This is a genomic window from Aestuariivirga sp. (assembly GCF_037139295.1).
In the GTDB taxonomy this organism is placed as follows: domain Bacteria; phylum Pseudomonadota; class Alphaproteobacteria; order Rhizobiales; family Aestuariivirgaceae; genus Aestuariivirga.
Genome location: NZ_JBAXGR010000004.1, coordinates 43,306 through 64,130, shown reverse-complemented (window position 1 = coordinate 64,130; position 20,825 = coordinate 43,306). Strand labels below are relative to the sequence as shown.

Annotated in this window: 13 protein-coding genes; 10 read left to right on the top strand and 3 right to left on the bottom strand. The window is 64.4% G+C overall.

Annotation, left to right across the window (positions count from 1 at the left end):
* Positions 1-68 precede the first annotated feature (68 nt).
* From WCJ41_RS02365 to pgi, 3 genes are read left to right on the top strand one after another with little or no spacing between them, the layout of a single operon-like run.
* Positions 69-491, top strand: coding sequence for a DUF559 domain-containing protein (locus WCJ41_RS02365; protein WP_336904217.1), 423 nt, complete (start codon positions 69-71; stop codon positions 489-491).
* Positions 488-2,881, top strand: a complete 2,394-nt coding sequence (pheT, locus tag WCJ41_RS02360; protein WP_336904216.1) for a phenylalanine--tRNA ligase subunit beta — start codon at positions 488-490, stop codon at positions 2,879-2,881. Before WCJ41_RS02365 ends, pheT begins: the two co-directional genes overlap by 4 nt.
* Positions 2,882-2,885: 4 nt before the next feature.
* Positions 2,886-4,502 carry a glucose-6-phosphate isomerase gene (gene pgi / locus WCJ41_RS02355; protein WP_336904215.1) on the top strand — a complete coding sequence of 539 codons (1,617 nt, stop codon included), beginning with the start codon at positions 2,886-2,888 and terminating at the stop codon, positions 4,500-4,502.
* A gap of 112 nt (positions 4,503-4,614) precedes the next feature.
* Here pgi and WCJ41_RS02350 read toward each other — a convergent pair whose 3' ends face one another.
* The 3 genes from WCJ41_RS02350 to WCJ41_RS02340 all read right to left on the bottom strand — a co-directional run bounded on the left by WCJ41_RS02350 (position 4,615) and on the right by WCJ41_RS02340 (position 9,049).
* Positions 4,615-6,384 carry an acyl-CoA dehydrogenase C-terminal domain-containing protein gene (locus WCJ41_RS02350; protein WP_336904214.1) on the bottom strand — a complete coding sequence of 590 codons (1,770 nt, stop codon included), beginning with the start codon at positions 6,382-6,384 and terminating at the stop codon, positions 4,615-4,617.
* A 10-nt stretch (positions 6,385-6,394) separates the two neighbouring features.
* Positions 6,395-7,783, bottom strand: coding sequence for an L-serine ammonia-lyase (locus tag WCJ41_RS02345; RefSeq protein WP_336904287.1), 1,389 nt, complete (start codon positions 7,781-7,783; stop codon positions 6,395-6,397).
* Between the two features lie 174 nt (positions 7,784-7,957).
* Positions 7,958-9,049: a DUF937 domain-containing protein gene (locus WCJ41_RS02340; protein ID WP_336904213.1), complete on the bottom strand. Its 1,092-nt coding sequence runs from the start codon at positions 9,047-9,049 to the stop codon at positions 7,958-7,960.
* Between the two features lie 456 nt (positions 9,050-9,505).
* Here WCJ41_RS02340 and WCJ41_RS02335 point away from each other — a divergent pair, with 456 nt between their 5' ends.
* The 7 genes from WCJ41_RS02335 (at position 9,506) to WCJ41_RS02305 (ending at position 20,824) form a co-directional block, all read left to right on the top strand.
* On the top strand, positions 9,506-10,681 hold the full coding sequence (locus WCJ41_RS02335; RefSeq protein ID WP_336904212.1) for a helix-hairpin-helix domain-containing protein: 1,176 nt from the start codon (positions 9,506-9,508) through the stop codon (positions 10,679-10,681).
* Positions 10,682-10,804: 123 nt separating this feature from the next.
* Positions 10,805-11,671: a DMT family transporter gene (locus tag WCJ41_RS02330; RefSeq protein ID WP_336904211.1), complete on the top strand. Its 867-nt coding sequence runs from the start codon at positions 10,805-10,807 to the stop codon at positions 11,669-11,671.
* 75 nt (positions 11,672-11,746) lie between these two features.
* Positions 11,747-14,191, top strand: a complete 2,445-nt coding sequence (locus WCJ41_RS02325; protein WP_336904210.1) for a glycogen/starch/alpha-glucan phosphorylase — start codon at positions 11,747-11,749, stop codon at positions 14,189-14,191.
* A 13-nt stretch (positions 14,192-14,204) separates the two neighbouring features.
* Entirely contained in the window at positions 14,205-16,400 is a 2,196-nt protein-coding gene (gene glgB, locus WCJ41_RS02320) for a 1,4-alpha-glucan branching protein GlgB (RefSeq protein ID WP_336904209.1), read from the top strand.
* A 109-nt stretch (positions 16,401-16,509) separates the two neighbouring features.
* On the top strand, positions 16,510-17,775 hold the full coding sequence (gene glgC, locus WCJ41_RS02315; protein WP_336904208.1) for a glucose-1-phosphate adenylyltransferase: 1,266 nt from the start codon (positions 16,510-16,512) through the stop codon (positions 17,773-17,775).
* Positions 17,772-19,211: a glycogen synthase GlgA gene (gene glgA, locus WCJ41_RS02310; protein ID WP_336904207.1), complete on the top strand. Its 1,440-nt coding sequence runs from the start codon at positions 17,772-17,774 to the stop codon at positions 19,209-19,211. The genes glgC and glgA overlap by 4 nt, the downstream gene beginning before the upstream one ends.
* Positions 19,208-20,824: an alpha-D-glucose phosphate-specific phosphoglucomutase gene (locus WCJ41_RS02305; RefSeq protein WP_336904206.1), complete on the top strand. Its 1,617-nt coding sequence runs from the start codon at positions 19,208-19,210 to the stop codon at positions 20,822-20,824. The genes glgA and WCJ41_RS02305 overlap by 4 nt, the downstream gene beginning before the upstream one ends.
* Position 20,825: the final 1 nt, after the last annotated feature.

The window sequence follows — 20,825 nt, the reverse complement described above, 5'->3', positions numbered from 1 at the left end:
TTTCAACCTCTCCCGCAAAGCGGGAGAGGACGCCCGCCGCAGGCGGGCCGGTGAGGGGAAGTCAAAGCATGCGTGATGGCGCAAAAACCACACTCACCCGCCAACTACGACGCAGCGAGACACTCGCCGAAAAGCGGCTGTGGCAAGAACTCCGCAACCGCAAGCTCGACGGCTGCAAGTTCGTGCGTCAGGCGACGGTGGGCCCCTACATTGCCGACTTCTTGTGCCGCGACAGCAAGCTGATCGTCGAGGTTGATGGCGCAACACACTCGTCTGATACCGACATTCTCTCCGACAAGCGGCGAACCGCGCATCTCGGCCACCTCGGCTACAAGGTGATCCGCCTCCAGAACAGAGAAGTGCTCCATGCCATGGACCTGGCCGTCACGGTCATCCGCGAAGCGCTTCAACACTTCCCCTCACCTGCTCCGCGTGCCGCGGAGCGTCCTCTCCCGCACGCGGGAGAGGATGACGACGGAGTACACCCATGAAATTCACGCTCTCCTGGCTCAAGGAATATCTCGACACCAACGCCACGCTGGACGAGATCTGCGAGGGCCTGATCGGCGTCGGCCTCGAAGTGGAAGAAGTCACGGACAAGACCAAGTTGCTTGCCGACTTCACCGTGGCGCATGTCCGGCTTGCCGAGAAGCACCCGAATGCCGACAAGCTGCGCCAGTGCGTGGTGGAAACAAAGGACGGCACCAAGCAGGTTGTCTGCGGTGCTCCCAATGCGCGCACCGGCATCAAGGCGATCATCGCATTGCCCGGCGTCACCATTCCCGCAACGGGCACGGTGTTCGCGCCCGCCACGATCCGTGGCGTCGAATCCCAGGCCATGCTGTGCTCGGAGCGCGAGCTGCTGATTTCGGACGAGCACAACGGCATTATCGAAGTCGAAGGCGACTGGCCGGTGGGCACGCCCGCCGCCACGGCACTCGGCCTCGATGACCCGATGATCTACGTCAAGGTCACGCCCAACCGCCCCGATGCGCTCGGCATCTATGGCATCGCCCGCGATTTGGCCGCCAAGGGCCTCGGCACGCTGAAGCCGCTCGACGCCAAGAAGGTCGAGGGCAGCTTCGACTCGCCCATCAAGGTGTCGCTCGACTTCCCCGATGGTGATACGAAGCCCTGCCCGCTCTTCGTCGGGCGCTATATCAGGGGTGTCAAGAACGGCCCGTCGCCCGAATGGCTGCAGCGCCAGCTGCGCGCCATTGGCCTGCGCCCGATCTCGAAGCTCGTCGACGTCACCAACTACATCACCTTCGCCTATGGCCGCCCGCTGCACGTTTTCGACGCCGACAAGGTGAAGGGCAATGTCCGCGCCCGCCTCGCCAGGGACGGCGAGACGCTGGAGGCCTTGGACAACAAGACCTACACGCTGTCGTCCGACATGACGGTGATTGCCGACGATGCTGGGCCTGAGGCCATCGCGGGCATCATCGGCGGGATTCCGTCGAGCTGCACGGACGAGACCGTGAACGTCTTCCTCGAGTCCGCCTGGTTCGATCCGCTGCGCACCGCTGCCACGGGCCGCAAGCTCGGCATCACGTCGGACGCGCGCTATCGCTTCGAGCGCGGCGTCGATCCGGCCTTCACACCCGTCGGTGCCGAGATCGCCACGCGCATGATCCTCGAGCTCTGCGGCGGCGAGGCCTCGCATGTGATCACCGCCGGTGCGGTTCCGGATACGTCGCGCAGCTTCGCGCTGCGCAAGTCCCGCGTCGCCTCGCTGGCCGGCGTCGACATTCCCGTCGCGCGCCAGAAGGAAATTCTCGTGGCGTTGGGATATGCCGTCACCGAAACGGCGGACGCACTCACCTGCGCGGTTCCCACATGGCGGCCGGACGTCAACGGCGAAGCCGATCTCGTCGAGGAAGTCTGCCGCATCTGGGGCCTCGACAATATTCCGGCCCAGCCGATGTCGCGCTCCAGCGCCATTGCCAGGCCGGTGCTCAATGCGCTGCAGAAGCGCATGCTCGGTGCGCGGCGCGCGCTCGCATCGCGCGGCTTTAACGAGGCCATCACCTGGGCCTTCCTTCCGGAAGAGCACGCCAAGCTCTTCGGCGGCGGCCAGCCGGAGCTGAAGCTCGCCAACCCGATCTCGTCGGAACTCTCCGACATGCGCCCCTCGCTGCTGGCGAACCTGATTGCCGCCGCAGGCCGCAACATGGATAGGGGCTTCGCCGACATGATGCTGTCCGAAGTGGGCCACGCCTATGCCGGTGACCGCCCGCAGGACGAGACGCTGCGCGCCGCCGGCATCCGCCGCGGTGCCTTCACGGGGCGCAACGTGCAAGGTGGCGCGCGTGCAGTTGACGCGTTTGATGCCAAGGGTGATGCGCTCGCCGTGCTGGAAGCTGCGGGCGCACCCGTCGCCGCGCTGCAGGTCGTCGCAGGTGCTCCCGCCTGGTTCCACCCTGGCCGCTCCGGCACCATCCAGATGGGCCCGCAGAACAAGCTCGGCTACTTCGGCGAAATCCATCCGCGCGTGCTGTCCGCCATGGACGTGAAGGGCCCGCTCGTCGCCTTCGAGCTCATCCTCAACGCCATCCCCGGCTCCAAGTCCAAGGGCGCCACGCGCGCGGCACTGGTCATCTCCGACCTCATGCCGCTGTCGCGCGATTTCGCCTTCGTGGTCGATGACGCGGTGGAGGCCGACAAGCTGGTGAAGGCCGCCAAGGGCGCAGACAAGGCGCTCGTCTCGGACGTCACCGTCTTCGACCTCTACAAGCTCGAAGGCGGCAAAAAGTCCCTCGCCATCGAGGTGACGTTGCAACCCAAGGACAAGACACTCGCCGAGGCAGAGATCGACGCGGTGTCGCAGAAGATCGTGCAGGCCGTGACCAAGGCCACCGGCGGAACCCTGAGGAGCTAGAGACATGGCAAAGGCCGACAGCCGCAAAGTGCTTGCTGACCTGAAGGCCCACCACAAAAAGGGCGCGACCACCGACATGCGGCGCGCTTTCGAGCGCGATCCCAACCGTTTCGCGGAGTTTTCCGCCATGGCGGACGCCATGCTGCTCGACTATTCCAAATGCGCGGTGAACAGCCGCACCATGAAGCTGCTGGCAGCACTGGCCAAGGCATGTGACGTGGAAGCCAGGCGCGACGACATGTTCGCAGGCGCCATCATCAATACCACCGAGCAGCGCGCCGTGCTGCACACCGCGCTCCGCAACCGCGCCAACACGCCGGTGCTGGTCGCTGGCAAGGACGTGATGCCGGACATCAACGCCGTGCTCGCCGCCATGGCCAATTTCGCCCGCAAGGTGAGGAAGTCGGCGATCACCGACGTCGTCAACATCGGCATTGGCGGCTCCGACCTGGGGCCCGCCATGACCACGCTGGCACTCGCCCCCTATCACGACGGTCCGCGGCTGCATTACGTCTCCAACGTCGACGGCGCCCACATCGCCGACACGCTCAGGCTGCTGAAGCCCGAGACGACGCTGTTCCTCATCGCGTCCAAGACCTTCACGACGATCGAGACCATGACCAACGCCCAGACGGCGCGGAAATGGATCGCGGAGAAGCTGGGCGAGTCCCACGTTGGTGAGCATTTCGCAGCCATCTCCACCGCCATTCCCAAGGTCAAGGCCTTCGGCATATCGGAAGACCGCATCTTCGGCTTCTGGGACTGGGTGGGCGGGCGCTACTCGATCTGGTCGGCCATCGGCCTGCCCCTGATGATCGCCATCGGCCCCGAGCGCTTCATCGAATTCCTCGAGGGCGGCCATGCCATGGACCGCCACTTCCGCGAGGCGCCGGTGCTGCAGAACCTGCCCGTGCTCATGGGCCTGCTCGGCGTCTGGCACCGGAACATCTGTGGCTACCCCTCGCGCGCCATCATCCCATACGACCAGCGCCTGTCGCGCTTCCCCGCCTATCTCCAGCAACTCGACATGGAGTCGAACGGCAAGCGCGTCACGAAATCCGGCAAGGCGGTGAAGGGCGATACGGGCGCAATCGTCTGGGGCGAGCCTGGCACCAATGGCCAGCACGCCTTCTTCCAGCTGCTGCACCAGGGCACCGGCATCATCCCCGTTGAATTCCTCATCGCGGCGGACCCGCATGAGAGCGCGGACATGCGTGAGCACCACGCGCTGCTCGAGGCCAACTGCCTCGCCCAGAGCCAGGCGCTGATGCGCGGCCGTACCGAGAAGGAAGCGATGGCGCAGCTTCTCGCCATGGGCAAGACAAAGGCAGAGGCCAGGGCGCTGGCGCCGCACCGCGTCTTCACCGGCAACCGCCCCTCGGTGACGCTCGCCTACAAGCGGCTCGACCCGTTCACACTGGGCCGGTTGATCGCGCTCTATGAACACCGCGTGTTCGTGGAGGCCGCGATCTGGAACATCAACGCCTTCGACCAGTGGGGCGTGGAACTCGGCAAGGAACTGGCCACCGGCCTGCAGCCCGTCATCGAGGGCAAGAAGAGCACCGCGGGGCTGGATTCATCGACGGCCGGGCTGGTGAAGTTCCTGCAGAAGCTGCAGTAATCTCTCTCGGTCATCATGCCCGGGCTCGACCCGGGCATCCTCTTTGCGGCCACCAAAAAGGATCGCCGGGACAAGCCCGGCGATGATGAAACATGGTGGGATGGAGCGCAGATCAGAACATCGCCTCGTCCATCTCCATCACCGGCCCGGCGCCAGCGAGGATCTTGGCATGCAGTGCGGCCGAGTCCGGCAAGACCCGCTGCATGTAGAACCGCGCGGTGGCCAGTTTGGCGCGGTGGAAATCATCGTTGCTCTTGGGCAGAGCCACCTCCGCCGCCCGCGCGAAGAGGAAGCCCACGGCGGTGAGCGCGAAGAGGCGCATGTAGTCCACCGCCGCCGCTCCCGTCTCATCGGGATGCGTGCCTGCCCGCTCGCCGATCACGCGGGTTGCATCCTCCAGCAGGTCGAAGCTCGCAGCCAGTGGCTCCACGAATTCCGCCAGCCGCTCGTCACCTTCATGGGTTTCCACGAAATGCTGCACCGGCAGGCCAAAGCTGTCGAACAGGTTGAGGTGCAGCACCTTGCGGCCCAGCAGGTCCATCGACTGGATGCCGTTGGTGCCCTCGTAGATCGGCGTGATGCGCACGTCGCGCAGATATTGCTCCTGGCCATTGGCGCGGATGAAGCCATGGCCGCCCAGCACCTGCACGCCGATGTTGGCCACCTCCACCCCGCTGTCGGTGAGGAAGGCCTTCACCACCGGCGTCATCAGCGCCACCATGTCATCGGCCTGCTTCCTCACAGCCGGATCGCCGTGCCGCTCGGACATATCCAGCGCCTGCGCGGTCCACAGCGCCAGCATGCGGCAGCCTTCGGTCAAGGCGCGCTGCGTCATCAGCATGCGGCGCACGTCGGGGTGGACGATGATCGGGTCGGCGAGCTTCACCGCATCGCGCGCGCCCGCAGGCGAGCGCCCCTGCAGCCGCTCGCGCGCATAGGCCACGGAATTCTGGTAGGAGGCCTCGGCGATGGCGAGGCCGTGGATGCCCACCGCGATGCGCTCGGTGTTCATCATGGCGAACATGGCCTTGAGGCCCTGGTTGGGCTCGCCCATCAGCCAGCCAGTGGCACCGTCGAAATTCATGACACAGGTGGGGCAGCCGTGGATGCCCATCTTGTGCTCGACTGACCCGCAGGCGACGCCATTGCGCGCACCCAGCGAACCATCGGCATTCACCAGCACCTTGGGCACCAGGAACAGGCTGATGCCCTTCGAACCCGTCGGCGCATCGGGCAATCTCGCCAGCACGAGGTAGATGATGTTCGGCGTCAGGTCATGCTCGCCCGCCGAGATGAAGATCTTGGTGCCGGTGAGCGCATAACTGCCATCGGGATTCGCCATCGCCTGCGTCTTCAAGAGCCCGAGGTCGGTGCCGCAATGCGCTTCCGTCAAGCACATCGAGCCCGCCCATTCACCACTCGCGAGCTTCGCAGCATAGAGTGCCTTCTGCGCTTCGGAGCCATGCTGGGCCAGCGCCACATAAGCGCCGCGCGTCAGGCCGGGGAACAGGCCGAAGGAGAGGTTGGCGCCATTGACCATTTCCTCGAACAGGACGTTCACCATGTGCGGCATGCCCTGCCCGCCATGCTCAGGCGCTGCCGTGAGTGCCGGCCATCCACCTTCCACCAGCTGCGCGTAGGCTTCGCGGAAGCCCTTGGGCGTCCTCACCACCCCCTTGTCGAAATGCACGCCCTCCTCGTCGGCACTGCGGTGCAGGGGATAGAGCACTTCCGACGAGAAGCGTGCGGATTGCGCCAGCACCGCCTCGATCACGTCACGCGTGCAATGCTCGAAGCCGGGCAGCTTGGCATGGCTCTCGAAACCGAGAAGGTCGTAGAGGGTGAAGAGGTGGTCGGCGATCGGCGGGGCAAAGACTGGCATGGCCCGGAGTTCAGCACTCCACCACGTTCACTGCAAGGCCGCCGGTGGAGGTTTCCTTGTAGCGCTCGCTCATGTCGAGCCCCGTCTGGCGCATGGTTTCGACGCAGGTGTCGAGCGGCACGAAATGCGTGCCGTCGCCGCGCAGCGCGAGGGATGCTGCCGTCACTGCCTTCACCGCGCCAAAGGCATTGCGCTCGATGCAGGGCACCTGCACGAGGCCGCCCACCGGATCACAGGTCATGCCGAGGTGATGCTCCAGCGCGATCTCGGCGGCATTCTCCACCTGCTCGTTCGAACCACCCAGTGCCGCGCAAAGCCCGGCTGAGGCCATGGCCGAGGCCGAACCTACCTCGCCCTGGCAGCCCACTTCGGCGCCCGAGATCGAGGCATTGTGCTTGATCAGCCCGCCGATGGCTGCGGCCGCCAGCAGGAAGGTGCGAATGCCCTGCTGGTCGGCGCCGAGGCAATGGTCGAGGTAGTAGCGGATGGTGGCGGGGATGACGCCCGCCGCACCATTGGTGGGTGCGGTGACCACCTTGCCGCCCGCCGCATTCTCCTCGTTCACCGCCATGGCATAGACTGAGAGCCAGTCCATCAGCTGGTGCGGCTGGATGGCGTTGTTGCCCTTCTCTTCCTTGAGCTTGGAATAGATCTCGGCGGCGCGGCGCTTGACCTTCAGGCCGCCCGGCAGCGTGCCGGTCTGGCGCAGGCCCCGGTTCATGCAGTCGCGCATGGCGGCCCAGATGTGGTCGAGGTTGGCGTCGAGCTGTTCATTGGTCTGCGCCACCACTTCATTGGCGCGCTTCATCTCGACGATGGTGAGGCCGGAGCGCTTGCCCATCTCCAGCATCTCGTTTGCCGTGCGGAACGGATATGGCACTTCCACCGAGGGCTTCTCGGTCTTGCTGGCGGCAAGGCTTTCCGCGCGTTCGGCCTCGGTCTGCACGAAGCCGCCGCCGATCGAGAAATAGGTTTCCGACAGCAGCACGTTGTTGTCGTCGTCGAGGATGCGGAACACCATGCTATTGGCATGGCCCTTCAGGGCGGGGCCGAAATCGAAGATCACGTCGCGTGCCGGGTTGAAGGCCACGGCGAAGTCGTCGGCGATCTGCACGCTGCCGCGCTCGGCCATCTGGCGCAGCACCTCGTCCACCCGGTCAGGGTCCATGGTGGAGGGGCGCTCACCGGCGAGCCCGAGGATCACGGCACGGTCGGTGCCATGGCCCTTGCCGGTGAAGGCCAGCGAGCCATGCAGCGTCACGGTGAGCCGCCCGGTGCGCGGCAGCGAGGCGTCAGCCGCCTTGGAAAGAAACCGCTGGGCGGCCACCATCGGGCCCACCGTGTGGGAGGAGGACGGGCCGATGCCGATCTTGAAGATGTCGAAGACAGAGAGAAACATGGCCACCAGTCATCATTGTTCGGAGCCTGCAGCATAGCCAAATCTGCCGCTTTTTGCGCCATATACGTCTCGCTATCCAAAACCGGACCATTCCGCCGACTTGCGGCCAATGAAAACTCCACCGCATCAGGCAATGCGGTGGAGCCAGGTCGGTTCAGAAAACGGGTCGTGACATCAGGCCGGGTTGACCAGCGCCTCGACCTTCGTCAGCAGTGCATCGGTGGTCGGCTTCACCACATCGCCCACGCCCGGGATGGCGACAACCTTGGCGATGAGGTCCTTCAAGGTCGGCAGCGCGGCGGTGATGAGGCCCGACAGCATGGTGCGCTGGGCGGGGGTCAGCTTGGCGGCCATGGCGGTAAGGCCGTCGACCGAGGTCACGGCCTCCTGCAGCTTCGGCAGGGCGGTCTGGGCGCTGGCGGCGTCGGTGATGCCGCCGAGCGTGGTCTTGAGGCCGTCGAAGGCCGTGGTCAGCTGGGCATTGACGTCGACACCGTCGACCACCAGGGACGTGGCGCTGCCGGCGGCCTTCTCGGTCGCTTCCTTCACCGAATGGCCCATGCCACCCAGGAAGTACCAGGCGGCTGCGGCGATGAGGAGCAGCGGGATGAGCCAGGTGAGCCAGCTGGTGCCGGTCTTCTTGGCGGCAGTGGCCGCTTTCGCCGTGGCGGCAGACGCGTTCCGCGCCGCATCGTTTACGGCGCGGCTGGCCTGGCCAGCGAAGTCGCCGCCCAGCACACCGGCACTCGACAGCGCGCTGCCGAGGCCCGCCGGAAGGGCCGAGGCGATGTTGCCCTGCTGCGAGCTGAGGAGGCCCGCCAGCGAGGAGGCGTTGAGGCCACCGCCGGTCACCGACTTGGCGAGCTGGCCCATGGCGAGCTGGCCCGCCAGGCCGACGAGCGAGGATGTTGCGGCAGCCGGAAGGCCGGCCTGCTTGCCGATGGCACCCGTGAGGCCGTTCAGCGTGTTGTCGCCGAGAAGCGAGGTGAGCGAGCCGAGGCCGCCCTTCACGAAGTCAGCGCCAGAGCTGCCGGTCAGCGTCGCGGCGAGGTCGCCCATCGCGCCGGTGTCGGTCTTCGATACGGCGTCGAACAGGGCGCGCGCACCGCCATCGGTGGAGGCCTTGCTGCCCATGGCGCCAAGCACGGCGGGAATGGCGGCGGTGAGCGCCGACTTCGCAGCACCGCTGCTGATGCCGAGTGATGCCGCAATCTTGTCGAGGATCGCGGGCGCAATCATGTTGAGGATGGTCGTGACAATGTTCATGTTGGTCCCCTTGTGTGTCGCGCATCTCTGGAGGCGCGCAATTGTGATCGTTGCCTGCCTGTTGGCCCGGAGAGTCTATTTGCCAGTTTTGTATCGGCAGTATTTCTATCGGTCAAATCGGAAGTTGAGATTGTTCACCCACATGCAGTTATGGCACCAAAATTATAGGTGTTTATACGTATTTCTGGCGGCCTGCCAGTAATGCGAATTGTCGTCACACCTGAACGGCCGTAGGGCAACCGCAACGTCTTCGCCTCTGTCAGCCCGCGCGGCAGTGGACCATATGCTGTCCCCCTTCCCTGATCTGATGAACTGATCGACGGAGGAGGCCAGCAATGATCGAGCCCCAGCCTTGCCTCGTCGCATCACGACAACCAGACCTTATTGAACGGTCGCGGGTGCAGGCGTAAGGATATTAGCAATCGATTGCTAAAACAAATTCGAACAGGTGATCTCATGTCTATTCGGAAGTGGTTATTCTTTGGCCTGATGCTGGGCCTTCCCCTGTCCGCGAGCCCGCAGCTGGCCTTTGTCCAGCACAGTTCAGCCGCAACCACTGCCGCATTGATCGACCTCAACACGGCCACCGCCGACCAGCTCGAGACCCTGTCCGGCATCGGGCCCGCCAAGGCCAAGGCCATCATCGAGGGCCGACCCTACAAGTCGCTGAAAGACTTCGAGTCCCGCAACATCGTTCCGGCCTCCACTGTCGAGAAGTTCAAGGATCAGGTGACGACCGCCAAGGCCAAGCCTGCGACCACCGAAGCCGCCACCACCGCAGCGCAGCCCGCGGGCAAGGTCGATCTCAACACCGCGACCGCCGACGAGCTTGAAACGCTGCCCGGCATCGGGCCCACCAAGGCCAAGGCCATCATCGAGGGCCGACCCTACAAGTCACTGAAGGACTTCGAGTCCCGCAACATCGTGGCGGCTTCTGCCGTCGAGAAGTTCAAGGGCCAGCTCACTGTTTCAAAAGCCAAGGCTGCCGCCACCGAGACGGCTGCTGCCGAGACCCCGGCGCAGACCTCGACCAGGATCGACCTCAACACCGCGACAGTCGACGAACTCCTGGCGCTGCCCGGCATCGGCCCCGCCAAGGCCAATGCCATCATCGAAGGCAGGCCCTACAAGTCGCTGAATGATTTCGAATCCCGCAACGTCGTTGCGGCCTCCACCGTCGAGAAGTTCAAGGACGACGTCACTGTGTCCAAAGCCAGGGCCAAGCCCGCCGTGGCCGAGACCCCGGAAGAGAAGAGCCCGCCGGAACCGGTGGGCAAGATCGACCTGAACGCGGCCACTGCTGAAGAGCTCGAAGTGCTGCCGGGCGTGGGTCCGGTGCGCGCCAAGGCCATCGTCGAAGGCCGCCCCTATGCCTCGCTCGCCCAGTTCGAATCGAAGGGCATCATCCCGGCGTCGGTCTTCGACAAGTTCAAGAGCGCCACGGAAGTGAGCGGCTCGGGCAAGGCGTCCTCCTCACAGGGAACACCCGGCCAGGTCGCGGCGCAGAAGCGCATCAGGATGTGCGGCGCCAAGTGGCGCGCTGCCAAGGCCGCCGACAAGATCCCCTCTGGCATGACCTGGCCGCAGTACTGGAGCCAGTGCAACACCGCCCTGAAGGACCGCGGCTACTGAGCCGCAGCTGACGCCGGAGCCCGCGCCGCCGGCGGCGGGCACCATGCCGCAATTGCAGTTCCCGGCCTCCGGCGGGCGTGCTGATATGCATGCCCACGGAGCTGACAGGGGATTTCCGACGCCATGATTGCCGTGCTTTTCGGCGTGTTCGCCGCGCTGTGTTGGTCCATCCATGATGTGATCGCCCGGTCGATCGCCGGGGCGGTCGGCGGCTTCCGCACGGCAGCCTGGGTCATGGTTTCCGGTTTCATCCTGCTCTCGGCCTATGTGCTGTGGGATGGCTCCGTCTGGCAGGCCACTGGCCCCGCCATCTTCTCGGGCCTGCTGCTGGGCTTTGCCTATGGCTTCGGAGTCGGCGGGCTGTTCAAGGCCTTCAGCCTCGGTCCGGTTTCGCTCGTCGGGCCGATCACGGCCGGCTACCCTGTGCTGGCCGTGCTGTGGGGCGTGTTCAACGGATTGGAACCGACACCTCTGCAGTGGGCTTGTGTCGGAGCGACACTTCTGGGCGCCATTATCGTTGCGCGTTCGGGCGAGCCCGATGGCGGCATCAATGCGGTCGAGCCCGGCAAGTTGCCGGTGCTGATGTTCTTCGCCGTCATGTCGGTGCTGGGATATTCTTCGTCCATCGTGCTGGGCCAGCAGGCGGCCCTGACCGTGGGCGAGGTGGATGCCACGTGGCTGTCGCGTCCCATCGCGTTGCTGGTGCTGCTGCCCTTTGCCTTCTTCGATGGCAAGCGTGGCGTGTTGACCCAAAACCAATGGATCGCCATCTTCGTCATGGGCGGGCTCGACGTGCTCGGCGTGATCGCCGTCAACACGTCAGGCCATTTCCCCGGCAAGGAATTCGCCGGCATCGGCATCTCGGCCTATGGCGCACTCTCCGTCATCATGGCGATGATCTTCCTCAAGGAAAAAGTTTCACCCGGCCAATGGGCGGGACTCGCCATGATTGTCACAGGCGTGGCAACCTTGTCGGCCACACAGGGCTAGGGAACGAATTGACTTGGATAAATCAACCCTCCTGATTTATCTTGGAAACTCCACGGCAGGACCAGCGAGCGAGACATGATCAAGCCAGCACCGCGCGGCACCGACCCAGAGACGATCCGCGCCGAGATTCTCGAGAAGCTTACCTATTCGATCGGCAAGGACCCTGCCGTGGCCAAGCGCCATGACTGGCTCAACGCCACCATCCTGGCGCTGCGCGACCGCATCATCGACCGCTGGATGGAATCGACCAAGCGCGCCTACCAGGCCAATGCCAAGCGTGTCTATTACCTGTCGCTGGAGTTCCTCATCGGCCGCCTGCTGCGTGACGCGATGAGCAACCTCGAACTCACCGGCGCTTTCACCGAGGCTCTGGCCGGTCTGAATGTCGACGTCGACCTCGTCGAGGCCATGGAGCCTGACGCGGCACTGGGCAACGGCGGCCTCGGCCGTCTCGCCGCCTGCTTCATGGAGAGCATGGCCAGCCTCGACATCCCGGCTTACGGCTATGGCATCCGCTACAATCACGGCCTGTTCCGCCAGAAGATCACCGACGGCTGGCAGGTGGAGCTGCCCGAGAACTGGCTCGAGCATGGCAATGCCTGGGAATTCCCGCGCCGCGAGGCCGCCTATGAGGTGGGCTTCGGCGGACAGGTGACACCGGGCGTCGATAGCGGCAACCGTCACCAGCGCCGCTGGAAGCCCGCCGAAAAGCTCATCGCGTCTGCCTGCGACACGCCCATGGTCGGCTGGCGCGGCAAGCGGGTGAACACGCTCCGCCTCTGGACGGCGCGCGCGCCCGACCCCATCCGGCTCGATGCCTTCAACAGCGGCGACTATGCGGCAGCCCTCTCCGAGAGCAACAAGGCAGAGATCATCACCCGCGTGCTCTACCCGGCCGACTCGACACCGGCGGGCCAGGAGCTGCGCCTCAGGCAGGAGTATTTCTTCACCTCCGCCTCACTGCAGGACATCATCCGCCGCCACATGCAGCAGTATGACGACATCCGGCTCTTGGCCGACAAGGTGGCGATCCATCTCAACGACACTCACCCCGCCATCGCGGTGGCGGAGCTGATGCGCATATTGGTTGATCATCATGGCCTCGACTGGGACCAGTCCTGGGAGATCACCAAGGCTGCGATCGGTTACACCAACCACACGCTGTTGCCGGAAGCACTCGAGAGCTGGCCCGTGCACCTGTTCGAGCATGTGCTACCGCGGCACATGCAAATCATCTACGGCATCAACGCAAAACTCATCGCCGACGCACAGAAACGACCCGACTGCACATCCGAATTCCTCGCCTCGGTGTCGCTGATCGACGAGCACAACGGGCGCCGCGTGCGCATGGGGCAACTGGCTTTCGCGGGTGCCCATTCGATCAACGGCGTCTCCGCCTTGCACACCGAACTGATGAAGCAGAGCGTGTTCCGCGACCTCAACGAACTCTACCCGGGCCGCATCAACAACAAGACCAACGGAATCACGCCGAGGCGCTGGCTTCTCGAGGCAAATCCGCAACTTACATCACTTCTCAACGATGCCGTCGGCGCCAATGTGATGGACAATGCGGCGCTTCTGGTGAAGGCGAAACCCTTTGCAAAAGATGCCGCCTTCCAGCAGCGCTTTGCCGCCATCAAGCGCCACAACAAGGAAGAACTGGCGAACCTGATCTCGGCGCGCATGGGGCTGAAGGTCGATCCGGCGGCGATGTTCGACGTCCATGTGAAACGTATTCACGAATACAAGCGCCAGCTGCTCAACATATTGGAAACAATCGCCCTTTACAACGCGATGCGCGCGCACCCCGAGAAGCCCTGGGTGCCGCGCGTCAAGATCTTCGCGGGCAAGGCGGCGGCGAGCTATGCGCAGGCCAAGCTGATCATCAAGCTGATCAACGATGTCGCCAATGTGGTGAACAACGACCCCGACATCCGCGACCTGCTGAAGGTGGTGTTCATCCCGAACTACAATGTGAGCCTCGCCGAAGTCATTGTTCCGGCTGCCGATCTCTCCGAGCAGATTTCAACTGCCGGAATGGAAGCATCCGGCACCGGCAACATGAAGTTCGCGCTGAATGGTGCCTTGACCATTGGCACGCTCGATGGCGCCAACATCGAGATGCTGGAGCATGTGGGTGCCGACAACATCTTCATCTTCGGTCTGACGGCTGCGGAAGTTGAAGAAAGACGACGCATTGGTGTTGATGTTGTTGCTGTTCTGGATGCTGCCCACGAGCTACGGGATGTGCTCGACCAACTTGGCTCCGGCGTGTTCTCGCCGGGTGATGCAAACCGTTACCGGCCAATCGTCGACAGCATCACCCATGGCGACTGGTTCATGGTAGGCTCCGACTTCAATGCCTATGCCGCAGCGCAGCGTGACGTCGCCAAGCTGTGGCGGCGGAGCCAGGACTGGACGGAGAAGACGATCCTCAATACGGTGAACATGGGCTGGTTCTCGTCCGACAGGACGATCCGGGAATATGCCCGCGACATCTGGAACGTGCCCACCGACTAGGAGCAGACGCCCAATGGCCGACCCGGACTGGACACTGCCCGCGCCCGAGGTCGAGGCTATCGTAGCGGCTCGACACGGTGACCCTTTCGCGGTGCTGGGCTTGCATCAGGCTGGTAATGACTGGGTGGTCCGCGCCTTCGTGCCGGGTGCCGAGGAACTGGAAGTCCTGGACAAGAACGGCAAGCGCCTTGTGTGGCTGCCGCGCCGCCATCAGGCGGGCTTCTTTGAGGGTTCGCTGCCACTCCCCAGCCGTCAGGCGCTGGGCTACCTCGCGCGCAATGCGGGTGGCGGCTGGACGGTGGTCGACCCCTATCTTCTCGGGCCCGTGCTGGGGCCGCTTGACGACTATTACATCGGCGAGGGCAATCACCTGCGCCTTCATGACAGGCTCGGCGCGCATCCGATGCGGCATGAGGGACATGACGGCGTGCATTTCGCGGTGTGGGCGCCCAATGCCTCACGCGTGTCCGTCGTCGGCGACTTCAACGGCTGGGATGGCCGCGCCCACGTGATGCGCAAGCGCCGCGACACCGGCGTGTGGGAGATCTTCATTCCCGGCGCGCTTGAGGGGCAATGCTACAAGTATGAACTGCTCGACCCCGCGGGCAAGCTCCTGCCGCTGAAGAGCGACCCCTTCGGCTTTTCCGCCGAGATGCGACCCAAGACCGCGTCACGCGTGGTGCGCACCGACAACTTCGCTTGGGAAGACAAGGCCTATCTCGACCGCCGGAACAAGACCGACCAGCGCCGCGCGCCGATGTCGATCTACGAGGTGCACCTCGGCTCCTGGCGGCGCTGGGACGACAACCGCTTCCTGACCTATGACGAACTCGCCGACACGCTGATCCCTTACGTGGCCGACATGGGCTTCACGCACATGGAGCTGCTCCCTATCAGCGAGCATCCCTTCGATCCCTCATGGGGTTACCAGCCCACCGGCCTCTATGCGCCGACCTCGCGCTTTGGCGACCCGGCAGGCTTTGCGCGCTTCGTGGACCGTGCACACCGATCAGGCATCGGCGTGATCCTCGACTGGGTGCCGGCACATTTCCCCACCGACGAGCATGGCCTTGCCAATTTCGACGGCACCGCACTCTACGAGCACGCAGACCCGCGGCAGGGATTCCACCCCGACTGGAACACCGCGATCTATAATTTCGGACGCCGCGAGGTGACGTCCTTCCTCATCAACAATGCGCTCTACTGGCTGGAGCGCTATCACATCGACGGGTTGCGCGTCGATGCGGTGGCCTCGATGCTCTACCTCGACTACTCACGCAAAGAGGGCGAGTGGATTCCCAATGAGCATGGCGGCCGCGAGAACCTCGAGGCCATCGCCTTCCTGAAGCGGGTGAACCACGAGGCCTATGGCCAGAACCCCGGCATCGTGACCATCGCCGAGGAATCAACCGCGTTTCCCGGCGTCTCAAAGCCCACGACGGCGGGCGGCCTCGGCTTCGGTTTCAAGTGGAACATGGGCTTCATGCATGACACGCTCAGTTACCTGAAGCGTGAGCCCGTGCACCGCAAGCACCACCACAATGAACTGACCTTCGGGCTGCTCTATGCTTTCTCGGAAAATTTCGTGCTGCCGCTGTCGCATGACGAGGTGGTGCACGGCAAGGGCTCGCTGCTGAACAAGATGGCGGGCGATGCGTGGCAAAAATTCGCAAGCCTGCGCGCCTACTATGCCTTCATGTGGGGCTACCCCGGCAAGAAGCTGTTGTTCATGGGGCAGGAATTCGCACCCTGGGACGAATGGTCGGAGGCCCGCAGCCTCGACTGGAACCTGCTGGACCACGCGCCGCACCGCGGCGTGCAGTCGCTGGTGCGCGACCTGAACCACGTCTACCGCGGGACGCCTGCACTTCATGCGCGGGACTGCGAGCCCGAGGGCTTCGAATGGCTGATTGCGGACGATAAGGAAAACTCGGTCTTTGCCTGGGCGCGCCATTCGGGCGAGGGGCACCCCATCGTGGTGGTCATCAGCAATTTCACGCCGGTGCCACGGACGGGCTATGCCGTGCCCTTCCCCGTTGCCGGACGCTGGCGGGAGATCGTCAACACCGATGCCCATAGCTATGGCGGCAGCGACATGGGCAATTTGGGCGCCGTGACGGCGGAGCCGAACCCGCTGAATGGCAAGCCGGCCCAGGCAATGGTGACCTTGCCACCGCTCGCAACCTTGTATTTCATGCAGGAGACTTAGGGTGGGATAGGCTCGTCCTCCCTTGTTTCCCTCCCCCCCTGTGGGGAGGGGAGAATGAAGTGGATGCCTCCCCGAAAGTGGGAGTGGAACTGGAAAGGGAGGACGGCCCATGGCCCAGAATCGCAGGACAGGACCGCTGGCGCGCGACGCGATGGCCTATGTGCTGGCTGGTGGCCGCGGCAGCCGGTTGATGGAGCTGACCGACAGGCGGGCGAAGCCCGCCGTGCCCTTCGGCTGCAAGTCGCGCATCATCGACTTCGCGCTGTCCAACGCCTTGAACTCCGGTATCCGGCGCATCGGGGTCGCCACACAATACAAGGCGCACAGCCTGATCCGCCACATGCAGCGCGGCTGGAACTTCTTCCGGCCGGAGCGCAACGAGAGCTTCGACATCCTGCCCGCTTCGCAGCGCGTGTCGGAAGACCAGTGGTATGCCGGAACGGCGGATGCCGTGTTCCAGAACCTCGACATCATCCTGAGCTATGGGCCGCAATACATGGTGATCCTGGCGGGCGACCACATCTACAAGATGGACTACGAGCTGATGCTGCAGCAGCACGTTGACTCCGGCGCCGACGTGACCATCGGCTGCCTCGAAGTGCCGCGCATGGAGGCGACGGGCTTCGGCGTGATGGCGGTCGACGAGACGGACCGGATCACCGCCTTCGTGGAAAAACCGAAAGATCCGCCGAGCATTCCGGGCAACCCCGAGATGGCATTGGCCTCGATGGGCATTTATGTCTTCGCGACGGCGAAGCTCGCAGACCTGCTGAAGCGCGATGCGGCGGACCCCAATTCGAGCCGCGATTTCGGCAAGGACATCATCCCCTGGCTGGTCAGCAATGGCAAGGCGGTGGCGCATCGTTTCACCGCAAGCTGTGTCCGCTCCGAATACGAGACCGAGTCCTACTGGCGTGACGTGGGAACGGTCGATGCCTACTGGGAAGCCAACATCGACCTGACCGAGACGCTGCCCGCACTCGATCTTTATGACAACAACTGGCCGATCTGGACCTATTCGGAGGTGACCCCTCCTGCCAAGTTCGTGCATGACCTGGAGGGTCGGCGCGGCGCGGCCGTGGCCTCGCTGGTGTCGGGTGGTTGCATCGTGTCGGGTGCCTCGATCAAACGCACCATGCTGTCGCCCAATGTGCGGGTGAATTCCTTCTCCTCGCTCGAAGAGGCAGTGGTGCTGCCCTCCGTGCACATTCAGCGCAACGTGCACCTCAAGAAGGTGGTGATCGACACCAGCGTGGTGATCCCCGAGGGGCTTGTGGTGGGAGAGGACCCAGCGCTTGATGCCAAGCGCTTCCGCCGCACGGCGAGCGGCATCTGCCTCATCACCCAGCCGATGATCGATCGCCTCACATTATGAAGGTCCTCTCAGCCGCATCCGAACTCTTTCCGCTGGTGAAGACCGGCGGGCTTGCCGACGTGACGGGGGCACTGCCCGCGGCACTTGCCGCCGAGGGCGTTGAGGTGACGTCCATCATCCCCGGCTACCCTGCGGTGATGGCGGCACTCGAGAAGGCGGTACCCTTCCATGCCTACAAGGACCTGTTCGGCGGGGCAGCACAGCTGCTGCGCGGCACGGCGCATGGCCTCGACATCATCGCCATCGACGCGCCGCATCTCTTCGACCGGCCGGGCAACCCCTATCTCGGCAAGGACGGCTTGGACTGGCCAGACAACGCCGGGCGCTTCGCCGCACTCGGCAAGGCCGCGGCCGACGTGGCGGGCGGCATCAACCGCCGCTATCGCGCCGACGTGCTGCACTGCCATGACTGGCAGGCGGCACTGGGGCCCGTCTATGCGCGTTTCCTCGATGGGCCGAAGAGCGTGATGACGGTGCACAACATCGCCTTCCAAGGCCAGTTCCCCGCCACCGTCTTCGGGCTTCTCGGCCTGCCGCAGCAGGCCTTCGCCATCGATGGCGTCGAGTATTACGGCAATGTGGGCTATCTGAAGGGTGGGCTCGCCACGGCGGATGCCATTACCACCGTGAGCCCGAGCTATGCGCAGGAAATCTGCACGCCGGAATATGGCATGGGGCTCGACGGCTTGCTGCGCGCCAGGCGGCAGGTTCTGCGCGGCATCGTCAACGGCATCGACACCGATGTGTGGGACCCGGCGAAGGACACGCTGATCACCGAAAACTACAGCGCCAAGACATTGAAGAAGCGCGTTGCCAACAAGCGGACACTCGAGGCGCGCTTCAAGCTCGCGCCCGGCGACGGGTTGCTGCATGGCGTGGTGAGCCGGCTGACCTGGCAGAAGGGCATGGATATTTTCGCTACGAGCCTCGATGCGCTGGTGGCGACGGGTGCGAGACTCGCACTGCTGGGAACGGGCGAGACGGCCATCGAGAATGCGATCTTCGAGGCATCGATGCGCCACCCGGGGCGCATCGGGGTGATCATCGGCTATAGCGAGGAACTCTCGCACCTCCTGCAGGCGGGTGCGGACACCATTCTGGTTCCCTCGCGCTTCGAACCCTGCGGCCTCACACAGCTTTATGGGTTGCACTATGGCTGCGTGCCGGTTGTGGCGCGCACCGGCGGCCTGAATGACACGGTGATCGATGCCAATGATGCGGCACTGCAGGCGGGCGCTGCCACCGGCCTCCAGTTCGCGCCCGTTGATGAGGCGACGCTCGAACACACGCTCGCCCGCACCGCAGAGTGTTTTGCAGACCCGAAACTGTGGCGCGGCCTGCAGAAGCGCGGCATGGAGCAGGATGTGTCCTGGGCCCGCAGCGCTGCTGCCTATGCCCAGCTCTACCGCAATCTCGTGAAGGTTCCACACCCATGATCCTCACCGTCGCCACCGCTCCCTTCGAAGGCCAGAAGCCCGGCACCTCGGGCCTGCGCAAGAAGGTGACCGTGTTCCGCGAGCCGCATTATGCGGAGAACTTCATCCAGTCGATCTTCGACTCGCTCGACGGCTTCACGGGCCAGACGCTGGTGATCGGCGGTGACGGCCGCTTCTACAACGCGGAGGTCATCCAGACGGCGATCCGCATGGCGGCGGCCAATGGCTTCGGCCGGGTGATGGTGGGGCAGAACGGGCTGCTGTCGACGCCGGCCGCTTCGCACCTCATCCGCAAGTACAAGGCCTTTGGCGGCATCATCCTGTCGGCCAGCCACAATCCGGGCGGGCCCGATGGCGACTTCGGCATCAAGTACAATGCCGGCAATGGCGGCCCGGCGCCCGAGAAGCTGACCGACGCGATCTTCGCGCGCACCAAGACGATTTCGAGCTATCGCATCACCACATCGCCCGACATCAACCTCGGCCGCATTGGCGAGACACGGCTGGAAGGCATGGTGGTGCAGGTGGTCGACCCTGTGGCGGATTATGCCGCGCTGATGCAGACGCTGTTCGACTTCGATGCGATCCGCGATCTCATCGCCTCCGGCTTCACCATGAAGTTCGACGCCATGGGCGCGATCACCGGACCCTATGCGCATCGGATTCTCGAAGGCATTCTGGGCTTTCCCCAGGGCACGGTGATGAACGGCACGCCGCTGCCTGATTTCGGCGGCCACCACCCCGACCCCAATCTCGTGCATGCCAAGGAGTTGGTCGACATCGTGATGCCACCGGGTGGGCCGGATTTCGGCGCGGCATCCGATGGCGACGGCGACCGCAACCTGATCATCGGGCGCGGCATGTATGTGACGCCATCGGACTCGCTTGCCATTCTCGCTGCCAATGCAACGCTGACGCCCGGCTATGCGCAGGGCCTCGCCGGGATCGCCCGCTCGATGCCGACAAGCTGTGCGGCCGACCGCGTGGCGGAGAGGCTGGGGATCGGCGCCTATGAGACGCCGACCGGCTGGAAGTTCTTCGGCAACCTGCTCGATGCCGGCAAGGCCACGCTGTGCGGCGAGGAGAGCTTCGGCACTGGTTCGAACCACGTGCGCGAGAAGGACGGGCTGTGGGCCGTGCTGATGTGGCTCAACGTGTTGGCGAAGCGCCACCAGGGTGTGGCCGAGATTGTGACGGCGCATTGGCGCGAATATGGCCGCAACTATTATTCGCGGCATGACTATGAAGAGGTCGATGCGGAGGCCGCCAACGGGCTGATGAAGGCATTGCGCGAGCAGCTGCCCAGCCTCGTCGGCCAGCACGGGATCAGCATGGCGGATGACTTCTCCTATGATGACCCGGTGGATGGTTCGCGCACCACGCACCAGGGCATTCGGCTGATCTTCGCGGATGGCTCACGCATCATCTATCGCCTGTCCGGCACTGGCACGGCGGGTGCCACGTTGCGCGTCTATATCGAGCGTTACGAGCCCGATGCGAGCCGCCATGCCATCGAGACACAAGTTGCACTGGCCGATCTCATCGCGCTGTCGCGCGCGCTGGCCGGGATCGAGGCGCGCACCGGCCGTGCCGCGCCCACGGTGATCACCTGAG